Below are 19,754 nucleotides of genomic sequence, written 5' to 3' on the forward strand. Positions count from 1 at the left end.
TTTTATTTTGGCGCACTATGCTAGCTCAAAATGTACCCTTAAGCGAACGCTTATCCCAATATCAACAGTATATCAAATCTCCTATCCCTGCTGTTGCGGGTATATTGACCCGGGTTGTAGGACTTACGCTAGAAGCTAAGGGACTTCGGGCGCCTGTTGGTAGTCAATGTCAAATAGAAACATTAAATGGTTTCGTTGATGCTGAGATCGTAGGATTCAATGACCAAACTCTCTATTTGATGCCCAATGATCATATTTCTGGAGTATTGCCAGGGGCTCGTGTTATTCCTCAAGTAAATAATTTAGGCCTACCCGTAGGGATGAGCTTATTAGGCCGTGTAGTTGATGGACTGGGTCGCCCGCTTGATGGCTTAGGTAAGATCAACGCTGAACATCATTTAAAGTTTGCACAAAATTCAATAAATCCGCTTGCTAGAAGACCAATAAGCAAGCCTATGGATGTTGGTGTGCGTGCAATTAACTCTGTGATCACAGTCGGACAAGGCCAGCGAATGGGTTTATTTGCCGGCTCAGGTGTGGGTAAGTCAGTACTGCTTGGTATGATGACCCGAGGTAGTGAAGCTGATGTAATTGTTGTGGGATTAGTTGGTGAGCGTGGTCGTGAGGTTAAAGAATTTATAGAAGAAATTCTTGGCATTGAAGGGCGAAAGCGCTCTGTTGTGGTTGCTGCACCTGCTGACTCATCTCCATTAATGAGATTAAAAGGGTGTGAAAGTGCGGTCACTATTGCTGAGTATTTTCGCGATCAAGGGTTAAGTGTGTTGTTGTTACTCGACTCAGTAACCAGATATGCTATGGCGCAGCGAGAAATTGCATTAGCTGTAGGCGAGCCGCCAGCAACAAAAGGCTATCCACCGTCTGTGTTTGCTAAGCTACCCGCGTTGGTGGAGCGAGCAGGTAATGGAGGAGAAGGTCAGGGCTCAATTACTGCTTTTTTTACAGTATTAAGCGAAGGCGATGATATGCAAGACCCGATTGCCGATGCTGCTAGAGCAATTTTAGATGGTCATATTGTGCTTTCGAGAGATTTAGCTGATAGTGGACATTATCCGGCAATTGATATAGAAAAATCAATATCGCGAGTTATGCCCCAAGTAGTTTCTGAATCACACATGCAACAAGCTCGAGTGCTCAAGCAGGTCTATTCTATGTATCAGCAAAATAAAGATATGATTACCTTAGGGGCTTATCAAAAAGGAACGGATCAAATATTGGATCAAGCAATTAATATGATGCCCAGAGTAAATGCTTTTTTACAGCAAGGTATGCGCGATGTGATCAGTTACGATGATGGTCTAGAAGGCCTAGCACAATTATTAGGCCAAGCGTAATGATAAAAAACAAATTGCATTTATTGCTCAAGCTTGAAAATGAAAAAGAAGAGACGTTGAGAATAAATTATTTGCAAGCAAGTCAAAACTTGCAAGCCAACCAACAAAAACTGCAAGGTTTAAATGACTTTAGACTCGAATATACACAACAATTGCATGTAAGAGGCCAAGCTGGCCTATCAAGTGAAGGGTTTAATCAATACCTTGCCTTTATTGCAAAAATAGAAGAAGCAATTCGCCAGCAAGCTAGTACTGTAAATACAGCAAAAAAAGTTGTAAACCAGCGCAAAACGATATGGTTAAAGCAACAAATTAAGGCTAAAGCTGTTGCTAAATTAATTGAGAAACAGAAATTAAAAGCCGATGTGTTAATTGCCAAAAATGAACAAAAAATGCTGGACGAATTTTCATCTAATCAATTTTTTCAACGTCGTAAAATTAATTAGAACAGGCACGTTAATTGCTTTGAATGAAATGAAGCTTAATTTAGGCAATGCACGGTTGTGTTTTGCCGCATACGGTGGGTGATTTATGGCAATGAATAGTATTTCAATTTTAGCAGTATCTGAAAAAGACTCTTTTTCAGCTTTTCAAGACAAAAGCCTTCAAGTTAAAGATAACAGTTTAAACTCTGGGTTCTCAGCTCTTCTACAAGGTGCTGAGGAGCAGTCAGATGCGAATGAAAATACAGATGCTAGTGTTAAAAATGATTTGGGATCTACAATTGCCGCCCTTTTTGAGCAACAAAATAACGATGATAGTGAAGCGACAAAAATAACAATAGATAAAGCCATTGATGGTGAAGCAACTGATCCAGTAATAAATGAAGACAGTGATATTCAAAGTACTAATTTTGAAGATAATATTACAGATAAGAAGTTAACTGACGACAATGCGTCCTTATCGGGTGATTTAATGTTAGCTCAGATTAATTCAGCACAAATGGTTGATACTTCTGTAAAAAAATATAGTTCAGATTTTGTTGAAAAAGCAGATATTAGTTTGACAGGGAATGGTAAAAAACCTGTTGATGAGCTTACACCTATAGTAGCTTCTCCACAAAAATTGAGTAATGCCGAATTACAAAGTGGGCAAGCTAGTGATTTAAACAAAGTTGTTGAAGCTTCTTCTATATCGGAGACTAACTCACCGATTAAGGCGTTAGTGAAAGGTAATAAAGACTTAGAGCTAATAGTTAGTCAAGATAAATCAGTGGGTGAATTAGATAAGTCAGCTAGCAGCTTAACTCCAAGCCAACTCGATAAATTAGCGGTACAAGTTCAAGCTTTAGATAAGTCAAATAGCAACTTAGCTACATTAAAGCAAATGCTAGAGCAATATATAACGAGTAATGAACCTAACGCTTCAAAGACTGATCTTAACACAGAGATTAATAAATTAACTAAGGCTGAAAAACAGGAACTGCTTGCGCAATTAAATAGTTATATAAAAAATGCACAACCTCAAAGTGAAGAATTAGCTTCACTTAAAACAACAGCAAACGATTTAACAGTATCTATAGACTCTGAACTTGTACAACAAGTAAAAACAGCAACAGTTGCTAATGCTAATGCTCAAAGTGATAAGTCAGGTATAACTAAGCTAGTTCCAAAACAAAATGAAAACTTAAAAACGGATGAAATAGCTCAAGAGTCAGCTAAGGTTACAAATTCATTAATAAATGAAGAAAAAGCAAATCAAATAGAAGCCTCTAGCAAAGAAGGTTTACGTAACAATAACGCAGAAATATCAACAAGTCGTGTAGCACAATTGTTCACGCAAATTACAAACACATTAAGCCCTCAGCAAGCGAGCTCTTATAGTAGTTACAATCAACTTGATTACGAGCAATCAATAACAGATATACAAACTCTTCAATCACAGCATATACAGAGCACAGCACAGACCAAGCAGGTTAGTATCGACCCTAATGTAATGCAGGCTATCAATATCATTAAAAGTGATGCAGCGAAACTGCTCCAAGAACGTGTGAGTTCTATGTTGAGTATTAACAATAAAGAAGCTGAAATACGCCTTGATCCACCAGAAATGGGGAATATGCAAATACGTATCAGAAGCGATGCAGAGCAAGCTCAGATAAATTTTGTAGTACAGAACCAACAAGCAAAAGAAGCCCTTGAGCAATCTTTACCTAGATTACGCGAGATGTTAGCACAACAAGGAATAGAGCTCGGTGAAAGTAGTATCTCTTATGGCGATTCGCGAGATGGTAATGCTGAACATGATGGTTCTGAATCGGACAAAAGAGCAGTAAGAGCTGAGTTAGCTCATGAAGAGAAAAATGAGGCAAATAACAATCAAACACAAAGTTATCAACAACAAAACACATCATCAATAGATTACTATGCCTAAGTGCTGTTATTATAATAGTTAAAACAAGCTAATAGTTCAGTTCAAAAGGAAACATAATGGCTGAAGAAACGAATTTAGAAATAGAAGATTCTGGTAAAAGTAAAAAAAAGCTAATTATTATAGTAATTGTTTCTATTGTTATTTTAAGTGGTTTAGCTTACTTCTTTTTATTAGGTTCTGATGCATCGTCCGATGTATCTAATACCGAAGTGCAATCTACGGAGCAATCTGCAGAAAGTGGAAATACAGCGACTCAAGTCGGTAGTGCATTATATGTTGCTATGCCTAGGCCTTTCATATTCAATGTGCCAGGGTCAAGTAGAGATCGAATTGTGCAAATCAAAGTTCAACTATTAGTAAGAGGCGATGTGAATGAGGAGACAGCTAAGAAGCATATCCCTCTTATTGAAGGGACATTGCTTAGTGTTTTTTCTACAACAACTGCAGATGAATTAAGTACCAGTGCAGGTAAAGAAACATTACGCTTTAATGCTCTTGAAAAAGTGCAAAGTGAATTAGAAAATGTCGAAGGGAGCAAAGTAATTGAGCGGGTTTTGTTCACCGGCTTTGTGATGCAATAAGGGGTTAGCGTGAGCGATTTACTATCTCAAGAAGAAATTGATGCGCTTTTACACGGCGTTGATGAAGTTGAAGAAGATGATATTCATAACGATGGGTCTGATGGTGACACTCTTCAATATGACTTTTCTTCACAGGATAGAATCGTGCGAGGGCGTATGCCAACGCTCGAAATTGTTAATGAACGCTTTGCTCGACATATGCGAATCAGTTTGTTTAATATGATGCGTCGCACTGCTGAAGTATCTATTAATGGCGTTCAAATGATTAAATTTGGTGAGTACGTACATACCTTGTTTGTACCAACAAGCTTAAATATGGTTCGATTTAGACCATTAAAAGGTACGGGACTCATCACTATGGAAGCACGTCTCGTATTTATCCTAGTTGATAACTTTTTTGGTGGTGACGGGCGTTATCATGCAAAAATAGAAGGGCGTGAATTTACCCCCACAGAACGTAGAATTGTGCAAATGCTACTTAAAATAATTTTTGAAGATTATAAAGAAGCATGGGCTCCGGTTATGGATGTGTCGTTTGAGTATCTTGATTCAGAAGTTAACCCCGCAATGGCGAATATTGTTAGCCCTACTGAAGTTGTTGTCATAAGTTCTTTTCATATTGAATTAGATGGTGGGGGAGGTGACTTTCATATTACGCTGCCTTATTCAATGCTCGAACCTATTAGAGAATTACTTGATGCGGGTGTGCAGTCAGATACAGAGGACACCGATTTACGTTGGAGTAAGGCATTACGTGATGAAATTATGGATGTTGAAGTTGAATTATCCACCCAGTTACTTGAAGTTGACTTAGCGTTAAAACAAATCATGGAATTTAAAGCTGGAGATATAATACCTGTTGAAATGCCAGAACATATAACGGTATTTGTCGAGGAACTACCTACATTCCGAGCTAAAATGGGGCGCTCTCGGGATAATGTTGCTTTACAAATTAGTGAAAAAATTAAAAGACCTGATTCAGTTAAATCTGAGCTGCATGTATTTACCAAAGGTGGTAAAAAAATAGATTCAGATGCTGAGTTAGCTGAACTAGAGGATGACTTACATCTATCAAATGGTGTTAGTTTAGACTGGTAATAAATAAAAGGTTAAAAGTATGAGTGATGACCAAGATACTATGGATGAATGGGCTGCGGCCTTAGCGGAAGCAGAAAGTACGGATGACAATGCTGAAGCTCAAGTTGCAGAACTTGATGAGTTGAGTGATACAAAACATGAGCTTACTGGAGACGAAAAGCGAAAGCTTGATACTATCTTAGATATTCCCGTAACTATTTCAATGGAAGTAGGCCGTTCAAAAATTAATATACGCAACTTATTACAATTGAACCAAGGCTCCGTTGTTGAGTTGGATCGGGTTGCTGGAGAGCCCCTCGATGTGCTTGTTAACGGTACACTTATTGCTCATGGTGAGGTTGTCGTGGTTAATGATAAATTTGGTATTCGATTAACGGATGTTGTGAGCCAAGTCGAGCGGATTAAAAAGTTACGATGAATAGTTTAATATTATTATCTAACTCTGTTTTTACCACAACAGAAGCTACAGCACCTTCTAGTGGAGTACTGTCAATGGTGCTTTCGCTAATTGCAGTACTTATTCTTATTTTGATTTTAGCTTTTTTTGTTAAAAAATTGAATCCAAACTTAGTTAACAATGATGAATTTAAAGTAATACGTAGTTTGCCATTAGGTTCTAGAGAGCGTTTAATGGTTATCGAGATTGATAACGCTCAACATTTGTTGGGCGTAACTCCACACAATGTTAATTACTTACACAAGTTAGAGACACCTTTAACCGAAAAAGAGTTGCCGGAATTAGCAAAGCGCTTTGGTAAACTTTTAAATCCACAAATAGAAAAAAATAAAAAGAAATAATACTATGATGAAATGGTTATTCGTTATTTTTATGATTGTGTTTGTTCCAAGTACTAGTGCAGAAGGTATTGATGCCTTAACAATTACAACAAATGTTGATGGGACACAAGATTACTCGGTAACATTACAAGTATTAGCAATTATGACTGCGATGAGCTTTATACCCGCAGCCATAATAATGATGACGTCATTCACAAGAATCATTGTAGTTTTAGCTATTTTGCGCCAAGCAATAGGCTTGCAGCAAACCCCTTCTAACCAAGTATTATTAGGTATGTCTTTGTTTTTAAGTATCTTCATAATGTCACCCATTTACGAGCAGATAAATGAACGTGCTATAGAACCATACTTAAGTGAAAAGGTTACATCGGTAGAAGCATTAAGACTTGCAGAAGAACCGATGAAAAAGTTTATGCTTTCTCAAGTGCGTATAAAAGATCTTGAAACATTTGCCAAAATAGCGGGGTACGATAAGCTAGATTCTCCAGAAGAGACTCCGCTTATAGTACTCATTCCTGCGTTTGTTACTAGTGAATTACAGACTGCCTTTATCATAGGTTTTATGTTCTTCATTCCATTTTTGATTGTAGATTTGGTTGTAGCTTCCGTTTTAATGGCGATGGGGATGATGATGCTATCGCCAATGATAGTTTCATTACCTTTTAAAATAATGTTGTTTGTACTTGTTGATGGATGGAGTTTAGTCATGGGAACTCTAGCTAAAAGCTTTGGTTTAGGTACTTAGATCAAAACTTAACACTAGTAAGGAGGGGGCATGGAACCTGAAGTTTTTGTTGATATACTAAGTGATTCACTTTTTTTAGTGATAAAGCTTGTTTCAGCTATTGTAGTACCAGGTCTAATTGTTGGTCTAGTAGTCGCTATTTTCCAAGCTGCGACATCTATTAATGAGCAAACATTAAGCTTTTTGCCGAGGCTATTAATCACTATTGGCGCATTAATTGTTGGGGGGCATTGGTTAACCCAAGAGTTAATGGATTTTTTTACACGACTAGTGATGTCCATACCTGAAATTGCGGGTTAAATGTGGAATATCCATTTGAAGTTATAATCCAATGGCTTAGTGACTTTTTATTACCTTTAGTCCGTATTAGTTCGATGATTATGATCATGGCTGGGCTTGGAGCTAAAAATGTTCCTACTCGCGTAAAAATGGGTTTAGCTGTTGTTGTTACATTTGTTGCCGTTCCGGTTTTACCTCCAGCTTCGTTTACTAATTTATTTTCATTTGAAATGATTTTAGTTGTTATTCAGCAAATGCTAATTGGTATTGCTATTGGCTTTGCGTCTACTTTGCTATTGAATACATTTGTTTTAGCGGGGCAAATACTCGCAATGCAAACAGGTCTTGGGTTTGCTTCCGTAGTTGACCCCTCAAACGGTTTAAGTGTACCGGCAGTAGGGCAGTTTTATTTAATTTTAGCTACCCTATTATTTTTTGTATTTAATGGGCACTTAATGATGATTCAAATGGTGGTTCATAGCTTCAATGTTTTACCTATAAATGGCAATTGGTGGGCTGTTGATCACTATTGGGATATTGTTACTTGGGGTGGGTGGATGTTCACTACTGCACTTATATTGTCTTTAGCCCCTCTTACCGCCATGCTTGTTATTAATATATCATTTGGCATTATGACTCGTGCAGCACCGCAACTTAATATCTTCTCAATAGGCTTTCCTTTTACTCTTGTGGCAGGGCTTATAATTATTTGGGCAACATTGGGCAATTTTATTACTCAATTTGAATTTCAATGGCTTAAAATGGTTGAGTTAATGTGTTCCTTAGTCGGTTGTTCCCCATAGGAGTGAGTAATGGCTGAAGATTCTGGTCAGGAAAAAACAGAAGAACCCACATCTAAGAAAACAGATGATGCGAAAAAGAAAGGGCAAATAGCTCGTTCAAAAGAACTAGGAACTATGTTTGTTCTTATTTTTTCTGCAATTTCGCTGTTAATGTACGGACCCGAAATAGGTAAAGGGTTGTATGAAATAATGGGCCGAATGTTAAGCTTAAACCGTAATGAAAGTTACGATACAACAAAAATGTTTGCTGTATGGGGGGAGGTGGCTGATGTATTAATATTTCCGATGGGGATGTTTGTGCTAATAATCGTATTAGCAGCTTTGATTGGAAATACTTTATTAGGAGGCTTTAATTTTAGTTGGCAAGCGGCAGCTCCCAAGCCAAGTAAAATGTCTCCAATGAAAGGCTTTAAGCGTATGTTCGGTTCTCAAGCCGTGATAGAGCTTGTTAAATCACTTTTAAAGTTTGGCTTAGTCGCTGTATTTGCAATTTTTTTGATAAATACTTTTTTTGATGAAATATTACATCTCAGCCTAGAAAGTGCTCCGGGAAATGTGATTCATGCATTAGAGATTTTATCTTGGATGTTTCTAGGACTTTCTTGTACTTTGATTATCATCGCTGCAATTGATGCACCTTTTCAAAGCTATAATCACAATAAACAGCTGAAAATGACCCTTCAGGAAGTAAAGGACGAGTACAAAAATTCTGAAGGTGATCCGCAAATAAAAGCGCGCATAAGACAGACGCAAAGGCAGATGTCGCAAAAGCGAATGATGCAAGATGTGCCAGATGCTGACGTTATTGTTACGAACCCAACACACTATTCAGTTGCTTTAAAATATGATACGGAACGTGCTGGTGCCCCTATTGTTTTGGCTAAAGGTGTTGACGAAATAGCGATGCAAATTCGAAAAGTAGCCTTAGGCAATGAAGTACCTATTGTAGAGTCTCCTATGCTTACCCGTGCCCTTTATCATACCGCAGAGGTGGGCGATCAAATCCCAGATCAACTATTCACAGCAGTGGCCCAAGTTTTAGCTTATGTATTCCAATTAAAACGTTTCAATAAAGGGCGAGGAAAACGGCCTACAAAACTCAATAGTAAACTACCAATTCCTGACGCCTATAAGTATTAAAAGTATAAATACCATAAGTTGGAATAGTTATTGCTCTATCAGAATAGTGTCAATTTTTTGAAATTGTAAGTTATGGATTTTAAAGCAGTATTACAACAACTCAATAAAGATAAAAAAGAATATGCAAAAGGCGTAGGGACTCCTTTATTGGTCCTTGCTGCTTTAGGTATGGTGATCCTGCCATTGCCTCCATTTTTATTAGATATACTCTTCTCATTTAATATCGCATTGGCATTAGTGGTACTTTTAGTAACTGTTTATACAATGAAGCCAGTTGAGTTTGGTATGTTTCCTGCTGTGTTATTGATAGCAACTATTATGCGCTTAGCACTCAATGTTGCCAGTACCCGAGTGGTTTTACTTGAAGGGCATAATGGCGGAGACGCTGCTGGTAAAGTAATTGAAGCCTTTGGCTCAGTTGTTATTGGTGGTAATTATGCTGTTGGTTTAGTCGTATTTTTAATATTGATTATTATCAACTTTGTTGTAATCACAAAAGGTGCTGGACGTATTTCAGAGGTATCGGCACGCTTTACACTAGATGCGATGCCTGGTAAGCAAATGGCAATAGACGCAGATCTGAATGCAGGCTTTATTAGTGCTGAGCAAGCAAGGGATCGTCGTGAAGAAGTAACCAGAGAAGCTGACTTTTATGGCTCAATGGATGGTGCGAGTAAATTTGTAAAAGGCGATGCGATAGCCGGGATTGTTATTTTAATAATTAATATTGTCGGTGGCTTATTTGTGGGGATGATTCAACACAATATGAGCTTCGGTGATGCCATGGAAGTCTATACGTTACTCACAATTGGTGATGGCTTAGTTGCGCAATTACCTTCTTTACTTCTATCTATTGGTACTGCAATTGTTGTAACTCGTCAAAATGAATCGCTCAACATGGGTGATCAATTTAAGAAACAACTGGGGAACGAGAAATCATTATTCATAGCATCAGGCATACTGATAACTATGGGTTTAGTTCCTGGTATGCCGCACCTGGCCTTTTTAAGCCTTGGTGTGCTTTTAGGTTACATTGCCTATTATACACAGCAAAGTAAGCTTAAAGCAGCCGCTGCGGCAGTTGAGGCTGAAAATGATAATACAGCAACAGGAATTGCAAATAAGCAAGAGCAAAAAGAGCTTAGCTGGGATGATGTGCAACAGGTGGATGTTATCGGTTTAGAGGTTGGTTATCGTCTTATTCCACTAGTTGATCAATCTCAAGGAGGAGAATTACTTAATCGTATTAAAGGCGTGCGTAAGAAGTTATCTCAGGAATTAGGCTTTCTAGTACCTCCAGTACACATACGTGATAATTTAGAGTTGGACCCTAATGCCTATAGAATCACAATGATGGGGGTCTCAAGTGGTGAAGGAGAATTAAAACATGGTGATGAGCTAGCGATTAATCCAGGGCAAGTGTTTGGGCCAATTAAGGGAACGGAAACTAGAGATCCTGCATTTGGCCTTGATGCAGTGTGGATAAAGCCCGATCAAAAAGATGAGGCTCAGTCACTTGGCTACACAGTAGTTGATTCTGCAACAGTGGTTGCAACGCATATTAGTCAATTGCTGACTAATAGCGCAGCTTTATTACTTGGACATGAAGAGGTACAAAATCTACTTGATATGCTTGCTAAAAGCCATCCAAGGCTTGTTGAAGGATTAGTGCCGGATATATTACCTTTAACGACAATAGTTAAAGTACTACAAAATTTATTAAATGAAGGCGTTGCGATACGTGATATGCGTTCTATTGTTCAAACCCTTGTTGAATATGGACCTCGTAGCCAAGATCCTGATGTATTAACTGCAGCAGTGCGTATTTCTTTACGTAGATTAATAATTCAAGACGCGGTTGGAATGTCTTCAGAAATACCTGTCATAACCTTGGCGCCCGAGTTGGAACAGATGTTGCATCAGTCATTGCAAAATGCTGGCGATGAAGGTGCTGGTATCGAGCCAGGGCTTGCTGAGCGACTTCAAGTTTCTTTAACCGAAGCGCATCAGAATCAAGAAATGGCTGGAGAGCCTTCTATATTGCTAACGTCAGGTATGCTGCGGACAGTATTATCTCGTTTTGTTAAGTACACGATCCCTGGATTAAGAGTTATATCTTATCAGGAAGTACCTGACGAAAGGCAGATTAAGATAATTAGTTCAGTGGGCTAATAAAAAGATTTTAACAGGGGTTACATAATGAAGATTAAACGTTTTTTCGCTAAAGACATGCGTACAGCACTTAAAGAAGTTAAAGAAGAACTAGGCGTTGATGCGGTTATTATGTCTAATAAAAAGTTAGCTAATGGTGTTGAAATTGTAGCCGCAATTGATTATGAGAAGACAGCCCCTAAAGCTACAACTGAAGTACAAAACCCCAACGTATCAAATGCGCAATCAAATGATATTAATAACGTTATAAAATCGGGGCAACGCTCAAGACATGAATCCCAACCGAAAGTTGCGGATAGCTTACAAGCATTATTAGAGCGCCAATCGCCTCGTCCACGTTCACCTGAACTGGCATCTATGTTTTCACATTCTGGAATTGATACTACTGACAACTATCAAGAGCCAACAGCTGAAAAGCAAACGAAGGGTATTTTTTCGCGAGAAGGTAAAGCACCGATTCGTCCACAAACACAAGCTGATAGTTTAGGTTTCGATGATTTAGAACACGACTATGATGATCTCGATACCCCAATTTCCACTCGTAAAAAAACGAGAAACACAGAAAGTGAAGAAATGATGACTATGCGTGAAGAAATGAATGCTATACGTCAATTATTAGAACATCAAGTATCGGGCTTAATGCAGCAAGATATGGCGCGTAAAGACCCAACACGTGCTTGCATGATAGATCGCCTCGTCGGAATGGGAATTGACAAAGAAGTTGCACAGCAAATGGCATGCTTTGTTCCTGATGAAGTATCTCGTAAGCAAGGCTGGAAAGCTATGCTTACGATGGTTGAAGATCAAATGCAAACTACAAATAATGAGATATTACGTCAAGGTGGTGTTTACGCATTAGTTGGTCCTACGGGGGTTGGTAAAACTACAACAGTGGCTAAATTAGCAGCCTTAGGTGCACAAAAATATGGCGCTGATAAAGTAGCATTAATTACGACCGATACATACCGAATTGGGGCCTTTGAGCAGCTAGCTACATACGGACGTATTATTGGCTGCGGTGTTAAACAAGTGAAAGATGCAAATGAACTGGCTGAAGTATTGTATCATTTAAGAAATAAGCGCTTGGTATTAATAGATACAGCGGGTATGAGTCAGCGAGATTTACGTTTAACAGAGCAATTAAATACATTAATGCGTAATCAACGTGTTGATATTAGAAGCTATTTAGTGTTAAGTGCTACTGCGCAAATTAATGTGCTGCAAGAAACTGTAAGGCATTTTAAGAAAGTTCAGTTAAGTGGTTGTATTTTCACCAAGTTAGATGAATCATTAAGTTTAGGTGAGATTATTAGTATTGCGATTCAAAATCGTCTTCCAATAGGGTATCTTACTAATGGTCAACGAGTTCCTGAAGATATTCGCGTTGCAAATGCAGAGAAACTAGTGAAAAAAGCTGAGCAATTGTATTTAAAGAGAACAAAAGTACAACATTCACGACACCAAGCAGTGGCGTCGAATACAGTAGAGATGTATGATTAACACAGTATTAGATCAAGCAAGCGGCCTACGTAAAATGAGTCAAAATAATAACAATGATGTAAAAGTTATAGCTGTCACCGGTGGTAAAGGTGGAGTAGGTAAAACAAATGTGTCGCTTAATACAGCTATTGCGTTAGGTCAACAAGGCAAGAGAGTTTTAGTGCTTGATGCTGACTTAGGATTAGCAAACTGTGATGTGATGCTGGGTTTACGTGTTGAGCGTAATTTATCACATGTATTATCTGGTGAATGTGAACTTGATGAAATTTTAGTTGAAGGTCCTGCCGGGATAAAAATTGTGCCAGCTACATCTGGCTCTCAAAGTATGGTTGAGTTGAGCCCATCAGAACATGCAGGCCTTATTCGTGCATTTAGTGAGTTAAATACAGAATTTGATATTTTAATAGTGGATACAGCTGCAGGTATCTCTGATATGGTTCTAAGCTTTTCTCGAGCAGCACAAGATATTATGGTTGTTGTGTGTGATGAACCTACCTCAATTACAGATGCATACGCATTAATTAAAGTTTTAAGTCGAGAACATGGAGTATATAAATTTAAAATAGTTGCTAACATGGTTAGAACTTCACGGGAAGGGCAAGAACTATTTACAAAGCTTTCAAAAGTAACAGATAGGTTTCTAGATGTTTCAATGGAGTTAATTGCAAGCATTCCTTACGATGAGAATATGCGCAAATCGACTCGAAAACAAAAAGTAATTGTAGAATTGTTTCCAAGTTCTCCAGCAGCTATTGCATTTAATAAATTAGCAAGTAAAGCTAGTAAATGGCCGATACCTAATCAAGCTTCTGGACATTTAGAGTTTTTCATTGAAAAGTTAGTAAATGGCTAAATATGACATCATTGGTGATTAGAGCTATGGGTTATCCGTCAACACAAAATTTAAATGTACTTGTTGAAAAGCATACGTCTTTAGTAAAAAAAATTGCATGTCATTTAATTGCTCGTTTACCCCCAAGTGTTCACCTAGATGATTTAATCCAATCAGGTATGATTGGGTTAATAGAAGCTTCGAAAAACTTCGATGCGACTAAAGGGGCTAGTTTTGAAACCTTTGCTGGCATCCGAATTCGAGGCGCTATGCTTGATGAAATGCGTAGAGGGGATTGGTCACCTCGCTCTGTTCACAGAAAGAGTAGGCTCGTAGCAGAAGCAATTACAGTATTGGAAAAAAAGTTAAATCGTGAACCTAAAGATATTGAAGTTGCTGAAAACCTTGAAATATCTTTAGAAGAGTACCATCATATCCTAAATGATGTAAATTCGAGTAAGATTTTAGGTATCGAAGATTTAGGAATTGATGAGGATATAATTACCCCATCGGGATATGATACTGCACTGGATAAACCTTTTGATAACGTAAAAAATGCGCGTTTCAATGAGTCTTTATTGAGTGCAATAAAGTCGTTATCTGAAAAAGATGCTATGGTACTTTCATTATACTATAACGATGAAATGAATTTAAAAGAAATTGGACATATACTCGAGGTAAGTGAATCGCGTGTAAGTCAGATACATGGCCAGGCGATGATTAAGCTTAAAGCAAAAATCAATGACTGGATTAATTAATTAGTTACAAAGATTCAGGTTTCACTGGAGGGTGTTTTGGATAAAAACATGAAAATTCTTATTGTTGATGATTTTTCAACGATGAGACGTATTATCAAAAACTTATTGCGTGATTTAGGCTTTACCAATGTACAAGAAGCAGATGATGGTTCTACTGCTTTACCAATGCTACAAAACCAAGTTTTTGATTTTGTTGTGACGGATTGGAATATGCCCGGCATGCAAGGGATAGATCTTTTACGAGCAATTAGAGCAGATGACAAGTTAAAACATCTTCCAGTTTTAATGGTAACTGCTGAAGCTAAAAAAGAACAAATAATAGCAGCGGCTCAAGCTGGCGTTAACGGTTATATAGTTAAACCATTCACGGCTGGCACATTAAAAACAAAATTAGAAAAAGTGTTCGAACGCTTAGGTTAAAAGAGGGAGAGGCTTATGTCAGCACCCGCTGCGCCTCAAATAAGTTTAGATCAAGCTAAACAGCTCGTTGCTTACTTAGAAAATGGTGAGCAAGAGAAAGCGAATCAGTTAATTATTGAAACCGCATCTAAAGAGCAGTCAAAGTTATTTGCTGAAGTTGGTAAGTTGACTCGTCAATTACATGAGTCGCTAAAAAACTTCGAACTTGATACGCGTTTGACTAGTTTAACTACGGATGCTATTCCTGACGCAAAGAAACGTCTTAGTTATGTTATGGAGCTAACTGAGAGTGCAGCCAATAAAACTATGGACGCAGTTGAAGCTGGATTACCAATTGCTCAGGAGTTAGCTGCTGAAGTTGCTGATATTAAGCCTACCTGGAATCGTTTGATGAGTAGGGAAATACGCCTCGGTGAGTTTAAAGTTTTATGCCATAGTATAGATAAGTTCATGAGTAATTCGCACCTTAAAACAGACGAATTACAAAGTATAATGACAAACATACTAATGGCTCAAGATTATCAAGATTTAACGGGTCAAGTTATTCGTAGAGTAATAGAACTTGTTAGAGAAGTTGAAGAAAGTTTAATTCATCTATTAACAGCATTCGCTGAACAAGATGGCAGTCTAAATGACATAGTAGAACAACAAAAAGCAGAAGAATCGGTTGACGCACAGACATTAGCAGGTCCTGAAGGTCCTATTATTGATAAAGAATCGCGCAATGATGTTGTATCTGACCAAGATGAAGTTGATGATCTTTTATCAAGTTTAGGCTTCTAATAGGAGAGTAACTGCATGAGTTTTGAAGTCGATGAAGATATTTTACAAGACTTTCTTGTAGAAGCTGGAGAAATTCTTGAGCTTTTATCTGAACAGTTGGTTGAACTTGAGAATAACCCAGAAGATACAGAATTGCTGAATGCTATTTTTAGGGGCTTTCACACTGTTAAAGGTGGTGCGGGTTTCTTGGGAATGACAGAACTTGTCGATGCTTGTCATGGTGCTGAAAATGTATTTGATTTGTTGAGGCAAGGCGTTCGTACAGTTAATTCTGAATTAATGGACGTCATATTACAAGCACTTGACACTATCAATGAAATGTTTGCGACCATTCAAAATAGGGACAAGCCAGAGCCAGCTGAACCTGAGTTACTTGAAATTTTGCATAAACTGGGGCTACCTCCTGGTGAAGATGAGCTCTTGGATGAAATAGCGCCTGAAAGTGTAGTAGAAGCAAGTCAAGCTGAGGTTTCTAATTCAACTGATAATGATGATCCATTTGCATTTGATGAATTTTTTGATAATCCTCCAAGTTCGCCAGAGTCACAAATAGATGAAATAACTGAGGATGAGTTTGAAGATCTCCTAGACGAATTACACGGTAAAGGACAAAGCTCCTTAGCTGAAAAAACAAAAAGTGTTGATGATTTAAGTGGCGATATTACTGATGATGAGTTTGATAGTTTATTAGATGAGTTACATGGTGTTGGCAGTTTTGGAGTTGTATCTAAAGAGCCCGAAAAGCCTGTTAAAAATACTCAGGAGCCAAAATCAAATAATGATAGCGGTGTTGCTGATGATGAAATTAGCGATGATGAATTTGAAGCTCTTCTTGATGAACTACATGGAAAGGGAACCGCACCAAAATCTATAGAAAACATATCGACAACTGAACAATCAGAAGTTGCTAAAGTATCAGCTACTAAAAATGAACCAGCAAAAAGTCAGGAAGCTAAACCTGTTGCTGTTGCTAAAGTAGCTCCCGCTGCACCCAAAAAGGCAGTAGCACCTGCAGCAGAAACGACAGTTCGTGTAGATACTAAACGTTTAGATCAAATTATGAACATGGTCGGCGAATTGGTACTTGTACGTAACCGTTTAGTTAGTTTAGCTACAAATTCTGACAGTGAGGCGATGGGCAAGGCTATATCGAATTTAGATGTAGTTACCGCTGATATTCAAGGTGCTGTAATGCAAACTCGAATGCAGCCTATCAAAAAGGTATTTGGTCGTTTTCCACGCGTTGTCCGAGATTTAGCTCGAAGCTTAAATAAAGATATTAATTTATTACTTATTGGCGAAGAAACTGATTTAGATAAAAATTTAGTTGAAGCATTAGCCGACCCATTGGTGCATCTAGTTCGTAATTCCGTAGATCATGGTATCGAAATGCCAGCCATACGTGAAGCCGCAGGTAAACCAAGAACTGGTACAGTTACTTTATCTGCTTCACAAGAGGGGGATCATATTCTGCTTACCATCAAAGATGATGGTGCAGGAATGGATGCAGAGAAACTGAAGAAGATAGCTATTCGTAAAGGTGTACTTGATTATGATCAAGCAAGCAGGCTTTCTGATACTGAAGCATACAATTTAATTTTTGCACCAGGTTTCTCGACTAAGGAAGAAATTTCAGATATTTCAGGTCGTGGTGTTGGTATGGATGTAGTTAAAACCAAAATCACTCAGCTAAATGGGTCTGTAAATATACAATCTGAGTTAGGCGTTGGGACTGTTTTAGAAATAAAAGTACCATTAACTCTAGCTATACTACCAACACTTATGGTTGTTGTTGGTGAGCAAACGTTTGCACTACCACTTGCCGGTGTTAGTGAAATATTTCATCTAGATTTAACTAAGACAAATGTTGTTGATGGTCAATTAACAATTATAGTTCGCAAGAAAGCAATACCACTGTTCTATTTAGAGCACTGGTTAGTTAAAGGTTCAGATCGCTCTGTGCGTAAAGCTCAAGGACATGTTGTTATCGTTCAAATTGGTACTCAACAAGTTGGTTTTGTTGTGGATTCACTAATAGGCCAAGAAGAAGTTGTCATTAAGCCTTTGGATGCTTTATTACAAGGTACTCCAGGAATGGCTGGAGCGACTATTACCTCAGATGGTGGAATAGCTCTGATTTTAGATGTACCTAATATGTTAAAACATTACGCAGGCTGATAATAATGTAGGTACGTTTTAAAGCGTACCTACACTTAAATTTAATAAGAGAAATAAATGGCCGTAAAAGTATTAGTTGTTGATGATTCAAGCTTTTTTCGAAGAAGAGTTAGTGAAATTCTTGAACAAGATAATGATATAGAAGTAATTGGTTTTGCTGTTAATGGTCGTGAGGCTGTAGACAAAACAGCTCAGTTACGCCCAGATGTAATTACGATGGATGTCGAAATGCCTGTTTTAGATGGCATTAGTGCAGTTAAAGAAATTATGTCAAGCACCCCAACACCTATCTTAATGTTTTCTTCGTTAACCAGAGCGGGAGCAACGGCTACATTAGATGCTTTAGATGCTGGAGCAATGGATTTTTTACCAAAAAAGTTCGAAGATATAGCACGAAATAATGAAGACGCTATAAAACTGCTGCAAACAAAAGTTAAAGAAATTGGACGCAAGCGAGCTTTTCGTAATTATGGTGCAGTAACCCAATCCAAGCCGTCTACGAGCATAAGTGCTTCAAATTCGTTAATTAAACAGCCAGATAGGAGTTATAAACAGGTTAGTGCTCCATCGGCTTCTAGTAAGGTATTGAGCAAAGCAAGTGGTAAAAATTATCAATTGGTGGCTATAGGAACTTCAACAGGAGGACCTGTTGCATTGCAGAAAATACTAACTCAGTTACCAGCTAATTTTCCTTACCCAATTTTACTTACTCAGCATATGCCTGCCGCATTTACTCCAGCGTTTGCTACTCGTCTTAATAGTTTATGTCAAATTAAAGTAAAAGAAGCGCAACAAGGAGATCGTTTGCAAGCCGGAACTGCTTATTTAGCACCTGGTGGGCAGCAAATGATGGTTGAAGGTCGAGGAGGTAATCGTACCCTTCGTGTCTTTGAAGATCAAAGCGAGAGAATTAGTTATAAGCCAAGTGTTGATATAACTTTTGCAAGTGCCGCAAAGGCCTACCAAGGAGATGTACTCGCTATTGTTTTGACAGGAATGGGAGCCGATGGGCGTGATGGTGCAAGAATGTTAAAGAAAGCAGGTGCAACTATCTGGGCTCAAGATGAAAAGAGTTGTGTGGTTTATGGTATGCCACAAGCAATCGTCAATGCAGGTTTAGCGAATGAAATTTTATCGTTAGATGATGTAGCAGCCTATATGAAAAGAGAATTGGGTTGTGGATAAGCTCTCTGTACTTGGGCTTGCTGTCGCTTTAGGAGCTATAGCACTTGGTTACTCTTTTGAAGGTGGCGAGATATCGGCACTATTTAACGGACCAGCACTTGTTATTGTTTTGGGCGGAACCTTTGGTGCTGTGATGTTACAAACATCTGGAAGTACTTTTAAAAAGGCGCTAAAAATTAGTTTTTGGATTTTTTTACCTCCCAACTATGATATTGATGAAGCCATTGAGCAGGTTAAGCGTTGGTCTTATAAAGCTCGTCAAGAAGGTTATTTATCTCTTGAAGATGAAGCGATTATGAATCCAGATGCATATGTATCGAAAGGCTTAAGCTTACTTATCGATGGAACGTCAGAACAAAAATTACGGGACACGCTTGAAATTGATTTATTATTAGAACGCGAACGTTTATTAGAATCTTCTAGAGTTTATGAAGCTATGGGGGGGTATAGCCCTACAATAGGGATCTTAGGTGCTGTACTTGGTTTAATTCAAGCTATGTCATTTATAACTGAACCACAAAAGCTCGGTGAAGGAGTTGCAACAGCATTTATTGCAACTATTTACGGTGTCGGTTTGGCTAACTTATTATTTTTGCCGATGGCGAATAAGCTTAAACAGTGTGTTGAGCAAAAAATGCTTTACCATGAATTGCTTGCCGAAGGAATTATTGCAATTAGTTTAGGTGAAAGCCCTTCAAATATAGAGCTAAAGCTGGAAGCTTATCGCGTTGAACGTCCAAGTTTAGTGAATAAGTAA

At 38.2% G+C, this 19,754-nt stretch carries 20 protein-coding genes; all 20 read left to right on the forward strand.

Annotated elements, in window-relative coordinates; genetic code table 11:
• Positions 1–17 precede the first annotated feature (17 nt).
• The 20 genes from fliI to V6260_RS06900 all read left to right on the forward strand — a co-directional run bounded on the left by fliI (position 18) and on the right by V6260_RS06900 (position 19,754).
• A complete protein-coding gene (gene fliI, locus V6260_RS06805; RefSeq protein WP_341593287.1) occupies positions 18–1,352 on the forward strand; it encodes a flagellar protein export ATPase FliI in 1,335 nt (444 codons plus the stop codon).
• Positions 1,352–1,798, forward strand: coding sequence for a flagellar export protein FliJ (gene fliJ, locus V6260_RS06810; protein ID WP_341593288.1), 447 nt, complete (start codon positions 1,352–1,354; stop codon positions 1,796–1,798). The genes fliI and fliJ overlap by 1 nt, the downstream gene beginning before the upstream one ends.
• Positions 1,799–1,883: 85 nt before the next feature.
• On the forward strand, positions 1,884–3,725 hold the full coding sequence (locus tag V6260_RS06815; RefSeq protein WP_341593289.1) for a flagellar hook-length control protein FliK: 1,842 nt from the start codon (positions 1,884–1,886) through the stop codon (positions 3,723–3,725).
• A gap of 56 nt (positions 3,726–3,781) precedes the next feature.
• On the forward strand, positions 3,782–4,306 hold the full coding sequence (gene fliL / locus V6260_RS06820; protein WP_341593290.1) for a flagellar basal body-associated protein FliL: 525 nt from the start codon (positions 3,782–3,784) through the stop codon (positions 4,304–4,306).
• Positions 4,307–4,315: 9 nt separating this feature from the next.
• Positions 4,316–5,404, forward strand: coding sequence for a flagellar motor switch protein FliM (fliM, locus tag V6260_RS06825; RefSeq protein ID WP_341593291.1), 1,089 nt, complete (start codon positions 4,316–4,318; stop codon positions 5,402–5,404).
• A gap of 19 nt (positions 5,405–5,423) precedes the next feature.
• The gene (gene fliN / locus V6260_RS06830) at positions 5,424–5,822 is read left to right on the forward strand and encodes a flagellar motor switch protein FliN (protein WP_341593292.1); all 399 of its coding nucleotides are present in this window, start codon (positions 5,424–5,426) and stop codon (positions 5,820–5,822) included.
• Positions 5,819–6,202: a flagellar biosynthetic protein FliO gene (gene fliO / locus V6260_RS06835; RefSeq protein WP_341593293.1), complete on the forward strand. Its 384-nt coding sequence runs from the start codon at positions 5,819–5,821 to the stop codon at positions 6,200–6,202. The genes fliN and fliO overlap by 4 nt, the downstream gene beginning before the upstream one ends.
• Positions 6,203–6,206: 4 nt before the next feature.
• The gene (gene fliP / locus V6260_RS06840; protein ID WP_341593294.1) at positions 6,207–6,947 is read left to right on the forward strand and encodes a flagellar type III secretion system pore protein FliP; all 741 of its coding nucleotides are present in this window, start codon (positions 6,207–6,209) and stop codon (positions 6,945–6,947) included.
• A gap of 30 nt (positions 6,948–6,977) precedes the next feature.
• Positions 6,978–7,247, forward strand: a complete 270-nt coding sequence (gene fliQ / locus V6260_RS06845) for a flagellar biosynthesis protein FliQ (RefSeq protein ID WP_341593295.1) — start codon at positions 6,978–6,980, stop codon at positions 7,245–7,247.
• A 2-nt stretch (positions 7,248–7,249) separates the two neighbouring features.
• The gene (fliR, locus tag V6260_RS06850) at positions 7,250–8,029 is read left to right on the forward strand and encodes a flagellar biosynthetic protein FliR (protein ID WP_341593296.1); all 780 of its coding nucleotides are present in this window, start codon (positions 7,250–7,252) and stop codon (positions 8,027–8,029) included.
• Positions 8,030–8,038: 9 nt separating this feature from the next.
• The gene (gene flhB, locus V6260_RS06855; RefSeq protein ID WP_341593297.1) at positions 8,039–9,169 is read left to right on the forward strand and encodes a flagellar biosynthesis protein FlhB; all 1,131 of its coding nucleotides are present in this window, start codon (positions 8,039–8,041) and stop codon (positions 9,167–9,169) included.
• A gap of 72 nt (positions 9,170–9,241) precedes the next feature.
• The gene (gene flhA / locus V6260_RS06860; RefSeq protein ID WP_341593298.1) at positions 9,242–11,341 is read left to right on the forward strand and encodes a flagellar biosynthesis protein FlhA; all 2,100 of its coding nucleotides are present in this window, start codon (positions 9,242–9,244) and stop codon (positions 11,339–11,341) included.
• A gap of 27 nt (positions 11,342–11,368) precedes the next feature.
• A complete protein-coding gene (gene flhF, locus V6260_RS06865; protein ID WP_341593299.1) occupies positions 11,369–12,841 on the forward strand; it encodes a flagellar biosynthesis protein FlhF in 1,473 nt (490 codons plus the stop codon).
• Positions 12,834–13,694: a MinD/ParA family protein gene (locus V6260_RS06870; RefSeq protein ID WP_341593300.1), complete on the forward strand. Its 861-nt coding sequence runs from the start codon at positions 12,834–12,836 to the stop codon at positions 13,692–13,694. The genes flhF and V6260_RS06870 overlap by 8 nt, the downstream gene beginning before the upstream one ends.
• Positions 13,695–13,720: 26 nt before the next feature.
• Complete coding sequence (locus tag V6260_RS06875; RefSeq protein ID WP_341593301.1) at positions 13,721–14,431, forward strand: RNA polymerase sigma factor FliA; 711 nt, start codon at positions 13,721–13,723, stop codon at positions 14,429–14,431.
• Between the two features lie 36 nt (positions 14,432–14,467).
• Positions 14,468–14,851 carry a chemotaxis response regulator CheY gene (cheY, locus tag V6260_RS06880; RefSeq protein WP_341593302.1) on the forward strand — a complete coding sequence of 128 codons (384 nt, stop codon included), beginning with the start codon at positions 14,468–14,470 and terminating at the stop codon, positions 14,849–14,851.
• Positions 14,852–14,866: 15 nt separating this feature from the next.
• Positions 14,867–15,634 (forward strand): protein phosphatase CheZ, encoded by a 768-nt coding sequence (locus V6260_RS06885; protein ID WP_341593303.1) that lies wholly within the window; start codon positions 14,867–14,869, stop codon positions 15,632–15,634.
• Positions 15,635–15,649: 15 nt separating this feature from the next.
• A complete protein-coding gene (locus V6260_RS06890; RefSeq protein ID WP_341593304.1) occupies positions 15,650–17,812 on the forward strand; it encodes a chemotaxis protein CheA in 2,163 nt (720 codons plus the stop codon).
• Positions 17,813–17,869: 57 nt separating this feature from the next.
• Entirely contained in the window at positions 17,870–18,997 is a 1,128-nt protein-coding gene (locus V6260_RS06895) for a chemotaxis response regulator protein-glutamate methylesterase (protein ID WP_341593306.1), read from the forward strand.
• Positions 18,990–19,754 (forward strand): flagellar motor protein, encoded by a 765-nt coding sequence (locus V6260_RS06900; RefSeq protein WP_341593307.1) that lies wholly within the window; start codon positions 18,990–18,992, stop codon positions 19,752–19,754. The genes V6260_RS06895 and V6260_RS06900 overlap by 8 nt, the downstream gene beginning before the upstream one ends.

The sequence above is a fragment of the Pseudoalteromonas aliena genome (assembly GCF_038155085.1).
GTDB classification, from domain to species: Bacteria; Pseudomonadota; Gammaproteobacteria; order Enterobacterales; family Alteromonadaceae; genus Pseudoalteromonas; species Pseudoalteromonas aliena_A.

Excerpts from the sequence above, each read along its gene's own strand:
- fliQ (WP_341593295.1), top strand. The coding sequence starts at position 6,978 with ATGGAACCTGAAGTTTTTGTTGATATACTAAGTGATTCACTTTTTTTA.
- fliP (WP_341593294.1), top strand. The coding sequence starts at position 6,207 with ATGATGAAATGGTTATTCGTTATTTTTATGATTGTGTTTGTTCCAAGT.
- fliL (WP_341593290.1), top strand. The coding sequence starts at position 3,782 with ATGGCTGAAGAAACGAATTTAGAAATAGAAGATTCTGGTAAAAGTAAA.
- flhB (WP_341593297.1), top strand. The coding sequence starts at position 8,039 with ATGGCTGAAGATTCTGGTCAGGAAAAAACAGAAGAACCCACATCTAAG.
- V6260_RS06890 (WP_341593304.1), top strand. The coding sequence starts at position 15,650 with ATGAGTTTTGAAGTCGATGAAGATATTTTACAAGACTTTCTTGTAGAA.
- flhA (WP_341593298.1), top strand. The coding sequence starts at position 9,242 with ATGGATTTTAAAGCAGTATTACAACAACTCAATAAAGATAAAAAAGAA.
- V6260_RS06870 (WP_341593300.1), top strand. The coding sequence starts at position 12,834 with ATGATTAACACAGTATTAGATCAAGCAAGCGGCCTACGTAAAATGAGT.
- V6260_RS06875 (WP_341593301.1), top strand. The coding sequence starts at position 13,721 with ATGGGTTATCCGTCAACACAAAATTTAAATGTACTTGTTGAAAAGCAT.
- flhF (WP_341593299.1), top strand. The coding sequence starts at position 11,369 with ATGAAGATTAAACGTTTTTTCGCTAAAGACATGCGTACAGCACTTAAA.
- fliO (WP_341593293.1), top strand. The coding sequence starts at position 5,819 with ATGAATAGTTTAATATTATTATCTAACTCTGTTTTTACCACAACAGAA.
- V6260_RS06895 (WP_341593306.1), top strand. The coding sequence starts at position 17,870 with ATGGCCGTAAAAGTATTAGTTGTTGATGATTCAAGCTTTTTTCGAAGA.
- V6260_RS06885 (WP_341593303.1), top strand. The coding sequence starts at position 14,867 with ATGTCAGCACCCGCTGCGCCTCAAATAAGTTTAGATCAAGCTAAACAG.
- fliI (WP_341593287.1), top strand. The coding sequence starts at position 18 with ATGCTAGCTCAAAATGTACCCTTAAGCGAACGCTTATCCCAATATCAA.
- V6260_RS06815 (WP_341593289.1), top strand. The coding sequence starts at position 1,884 with ATGGCAATGAATAGTATTTCAATTTTAGCAGTATCTGAAAAAGACTCT.
- fliN (WP_341593292.1), top strand. The coding sequence starts at position 5,424 with ATGAGTGATGACCAAGATACTATGGATGAATGGGCTGCGGCCTTAGCG.
- fliJ (WP_341593288.1), top strand. The coding sequence starts at position 1,352 with ATGATAAAAAACAAATTGCATTTATTGCTCAAGCTTGAAAATGAAAAA.